This window comes from Caballeronia sp. M23-90 (assembly GCF_053574605.1).
The window spans coordinates 1-5,305 of sequence record NZ_JBSIPA010000444.1; the positions used below are offsets into that span (position 1 = coordinate 1).

General features: G+C 61.6%; 3 protein-coding genes. All 3 read left to right on the forward strand.

The annotated features are described in order from the left end of the window. The first annotated feature begins 159 nt into the window (after positions 1-159). Positions 160-741 (forward strand): glycosyltransferase family 9 protein, encoded by a 582-nt coding sequence (locus tag ACRXB1_RS29445; protein WP_449494033.1) that lies wholly within the window; start codon positions 160-162, stop codon positions 739-741. 272 nt (positions 742-1,013) lie between these two features. Next, positions 1,014-4,223 carry an efflux RND transporter permease subunit gene (locus ACRXB1_RS29450; protein WP_449494034.1) on the forward strand — a complete coding sequence of 1,070 codons (3,210 nt, stop codon included), beginning with the start codon at positions 1,014-1,016 and terminating at the stop codon, positions 4,221-4,223. A gap of 15 nt (positions 4,224-4,238) precedes the next feature. Then, the coding region (locus ACRXB1_RS29455) for an efflux RND transporter periplasmic adaptor subunit (RefSeq protein ID WP_449494035.1) at positions 4,239-5,305 on the forward strand (1,067 nt) is incomplete at its 3' end.

Here is a 5,305-nt window from a genome sequence, read left to right on the forward strand (position 1 = left end):
GCTCTCCCGGCCGTTCAACGTTCTTCAAATGGAAAGGTGCGCCGGAAACCGCACGGCTTGGCCGCGACACGCTCGAGCGGCTCTCGCTGATTCTCGGCATCTACAAAGCGCTGCAAATCCTGTTGCCGTCCCCAGCTTTTCCTGACTGACGACGAACGCTTGCAAGCGGCGCAGATCTGGAACGCGGGCGAGGCCGGCGGCCGCCGCACGGTGCGGATAGTTGCCGGCGTGGGCGCCGGCGTTCCAAGCAAGGCCTGGGATGCGCGGCAGGTCGGGGACGCGCTAACCCGGATTGCGGAGGCAATGGAAAAGGCCGGTAATGCATGCAATATCGTGATCGTCGGCAGCGACACTGACCGGCTGCGCGGGGAAGAGGCCATGGCCGCTGCGAGTCCGGCTACGGCGATCCGTTCGATGGCAGGAGAAGTATCGATGCGCATCATGTTTGCGCTGGTCGAGAACGCGGACGTCGTGCTGACGAATTCCTCCATGCTGCTGCACGTTGCCGCCGCTTTCCAGCGTCCGACAGTTGCCGTGATCGGCGGCAGCGTGACGCGGCCCGAAGTCCACGACGCTATCTGGGGTTATCCGCCGCCTTACCGGAGCGTTGCGCCCGAGCGGTACGTTCCCGGCGAGCATGCTCTGAACTGGCCGAGCGTCGAGCGGGTCGTGGACGCTGTCATCGAGTCGTTGGAATTGCAGCGCGCCCGGGGAAATAACCGCACAGAACCTGTTGTCTAGAACCGGTCGTGTCCAGAGGTTTTGTTCAAGTGTTTGAACATTGAAAGGTTTTTCGTTCTGATTTTCACCGGAAGCATGTGGAGGGCGTGCAGAGTTTTCTGGCAGTTTTGCCATTTTGGCGCCATTTAGGCGTTGGGGCTTGGCCGTTAAGATGCGGGCGTCGGCGGTTTGCGCGCAGGTTGGTTTGCCTGGGACATCAGGCTCGCCGAATGCGTGCAGTCCCGGCACTGGCTCAGTCATTTTCTTTTCCTGCTTTTTTCGAGCGCGTCTTAATGTGGATCGTCAACGTTGCGCTGAAGCGGCCCTACACATTCATTGTGATGGCCATCATGATCCTGTTGGCGACGCCGTTTGCGCTCCTGACAACGCCCGTCGACGTCCTGCCGGAAATCAATATTCCGGTCGTCAGCATCATCTGGACATACACGGGTTTGTCGGCCGAAGACATGGCGAACCGTATCGCCCAGGTCAACGAGCGTAGCCTCACGACCACGGTCAACGATATCGAGCATATCGAGTCGCAGTCGTTGCCGGGCATCGCCATCATCAAGGTCTTCCTGCAGCCGAATGCGAACATCCAGACTGCGATTGCGCAGACGGTGGCCGTCGAACAGGCGCAGTTGAAACAGATGCCGCCCGGCGCCACACCGCCGCTCGTGCTGAGTTATTCGGCATCGAGCATTCCGGTGATCCAGCTCGGGTTGTCGAGCCAGACGCTTTCTGAACAAGACCTGAACGACTCGGCGCTGAACTTCCTGCGCCCGCAACTGGTGACCATTCCGGGCGCGTCGGTGCCTTATCCGTACGGCGGCAAGAGCCGGCTGATCTCCGTGGATCTGAATACGCGCGCGCTGCTGGCGAAGGGCCTCACGCCCTCCGATGTCGTCAGCGCCTTCAACGCGCAGAACCTGATCTTGCCAACGGGCACAGCCAAGATCGGCCCGAAGGAATACACCATCAACATGAACGGTTCGCCGGCGACCATCGCCGCGTTGAACGAGATCCCCGTGCGCACCGTGAACGGTGCGACTACTTACTTGCGTGAAGTCGCTCACGTGCGCGACGGTTTCTCTCCGCAGACGAACATCGTGCGGCAGAACGGACAGCGCGGTGTGCTGATATCAGTCATGAAAAACGGCAGCGCGTCGACGCTGTCGATCGTCAATGCGTTGCGCGCCATCTTGCCGAAAGCCAAGGCGTCGTTGCCGGAAGACTTGACGATCACGGCACTCTTCGATCAGTCCGTGTTCGTGAAAGCCGCCGTGCAGGGCGTGATCAAGGAAGCCGTGATCGCCGCCGCCTTGACCGCCGCGATGATCCTGCTGTTTCTCGGCAACTGGCGCAGCACCTGCATCATCGCGATATCGATACCACTTTCAATTCTGTCGTCGCTGCTGGCGTTGCATGCGCTCGGGCAGACCATCAACATCATGACGCTGGGCGGACTCGCGCTTGCCGTGGGTATCCTGGTTGATGACGCCACGGTGACTATCGAGAATATCGAGCGGCATTTGCACATGGGCACGGACCTGCACGAGGCGATCCTGGAGGGCGCGGGCGAAATCGCAATTCCGGCGCTCGTGTCCACGTTATGTATCTGTATTGTGTTCGTGCCGATGTTCTTTCTTACCGGCGTGGCGAAGTTCCTGTTCGTGCCCCTTGCCGAAGCCGTAGTGTTCGCCATGCTCGCGTCCTACGTGCTTTCACGGACGCTCGTGCCGACACTCGCCATGCTGCTGATGGGTCACGCGCACAAGCCGAAAAAGAACGCGAAGCCGAATCTGTTCATGCGTCTGTATCATCGTTTCGATGCCGGTTTCGAGCGGATGCGCGCCACTTACATTGTGATCCTGAGCACGTTGCTCGTGCGCCGCCGCTTGTTCGCAGTGGGATTCCTGAGCTTTTGTATTGTCTCGGTCGGACTCGTGTTCGTGCTCGGCGAAGACTTTTTCCCGAGCGTCGATTCCGGCAACATCCGGCTTCACATGCGCGCTCCGACGGGTACGCGCATCGAAGAAACGGCGCGGCTCGCGGACGATGTCGAGCGCGTCGTGCGTCAGGTCGTGCCCGCCAGCCAGCTCGAAACGATCCTCGACAACCTCGGGTTGCCGTACAGCGGTATCAACCTCTCGTACAGCAACGCAGGAACCATCGGCACGCTCGATGGCGAGATCCAGGTCGCATTGAAGCCCGACCACGATCCGACCGCGGGTTTCGTGGACAAGCTGCGCACCATTCTTCCGCAGAAATTTCCGGGCGTGGACTTCTTCTTCCAGCCGGCTGACATCGTCACGCAGATCCTGAACTTCGGTCTGCCGGCAGCCGTCGATGTGCAGATTTCCGGTGCGAACCAGCGCGGCAATTTCGAAGTTGCGTCCGGCCTGATGAAGTCGATCCGGCAAATTCCCGGCACGGTCGACACCCACATCCAGCAGAAGTTCGACCAGCCGGTGCTCAACCTGCAAATGGACCGCACGCGGCTGCAGCAGCTCAACCTGACGGCGAACAACGTCGCGCAGAACGTGCTGGTATCGCTGTCGGGCAGCTCGCAAACGTCACCGGGTTTCTGGTTCAACAACAAGAATGGCGTGGAGTATCAGGTCGCGGTGCAGACGCCGCAGTACCAGATTTCTTCCATCGATGAGCTGCTGCGCACACCTGTTTCCGGCAGCGCAACGGGTCCTACGCAACTGCTCGGCAATCTCGTGCGCGTCTCGCCGCAAAGCCAGTTCGCCGTGGTGACGCGCTACAACATCAAGCCGGTCATCGATGTATTCGTAAGCGTCGAAGGACGCGATCTCGGCAGCGTCGCGAAGGAGGTGGACAAGCTCGTGGACCAGGCGCGCGCCAAGTTGCCGCGCGGCAGCGAGATCACCGTGCGCGGCCAGGTCGCGACCATGCGCTCATCGTTCTTCGGCCTGGGCGTGGGCGTCGCGATGGCCATCGTGCTCGTGTATCTGCTGATCGTGGTGAACTTCCAGTCGTGGGTCGACCCGCTGATCATCATCAGCGCATTGCCCGCGGCGCTGGCGGGTATTGCATGGATGCTGTTTCTCACGGGCACGCACCTGAGTGTCCCGGCGCTCACCGGCGCGATCATGACCATGGGTGTGGCGACCGCGAACAGTATCCTGATGGTGTCGTTCGCAAGACAGCGCCTGCAGGCCGGCGCGCCGCCGCTCACCGCCGCACTCGAAGCGGGCGCGAGCCGTATCCGGCCGGTCCTGATGACGGCGTTCGCAATGATCATCGGCATGATTCCGATGGCGCTCGGGCTTGGCGAAGGCGCCGAGCAGAATGCGCCGCTCGGGCGCGCAGTGATCGGCGGCCTGCTGTTTGCAACCGTATCCACCCTTTTCTTCGTGCCGCTTATCTTTGCGGGTATCCATAGCCGGCTGGCCCGGCGGCGCGAGCGTTCGGAAAACGACCATGACGACGATGATCGCGATGGCCACGGCACGCCCGAACATGCACCAAGTTAAAACTGGCTGAACGATATGACCGAAAAAACTCACGCATCGCTGGGGATTCCCGTCAGGGAATCCGACGAGGGCCACGCGTTGCCGCCCCGGGGGCGCGAATGGAAGCGCGCGAAGATCGCAGTGGTGATCGTGCTGATCGTGCTCGCGGCGGGGGCCGTGCGCACCGTGGTATCGAACGTGTCGGAAAGCCACGCGGCGACCGAGACCTCTCAGCAAAACGCGAAGGTGTACGTCAACGTGATCTCGCCGAAACCGGCGGAAGGCGGCGGTGAAACCGTGTTGCCCGGCACCTTGCGAGGCTACGTGGAGTCGCCCATCTATGCGCGGGCGACCGGCTATCTGCTGCACTGGTATGCGGATATCGGCGTACGCGTGAAGCAGGGTCAGTTGCTCGCCACGCTCGATACCCCGGAGATCGACCAGGAGCTTGCGCAAGCGGTCGCGCAGCGCGACCAGACGGCATCGAGCCTCGTGCTCGCGAAGAGTTCGTTCACGCGCTGGCAGCAACTGCGTCAACGCGACGCCGTGTCCCAGCAGGAACTCGATGAACGCCAGAGCACCTTCAACCAGGGCGTCGCGAACCTCGCGGCGGCGAACGCGAACGTGCAGCGCCTGAAGCAGCTCGAGTCGTTCAAGCGCATCGTCGCGCCGTTCACGGGCGTGGTGACGCAGCGCAACGTGGACGTAGGGGATCTTATCGATGCCGGCAGCGGCGCGAGCCGCGCGCTCTTCGCAATGGCGCAGGCCGACCCGTTGCGGGTCTACGTGCAGCTTCCGCAGGCATATGCGCAAAACATCAAGCCCGGGCAGGACGTGATCGTCACGCAAGCGGAACTGCCGGGGCAGCAGTTTCATGGAAGCATCGCGAATATCTCCGGCGCAATCGATGTCCCTACGCGTTCGCTGCAGGTCGAAGTGCGCTTGCCGAATCCGGACAACAAGTTGCGCCCGGGTGCCGAAAAGATCGCACGGTCGAAGGTGCTGGCCGCTCAAATCGATAACCGCGTGGTTTATGACCGGAATTATCGGTTTGTGGCGCGGACGGTTTTGTTGGCGGCGCCGAACAGGCCGATTTTTGTGGC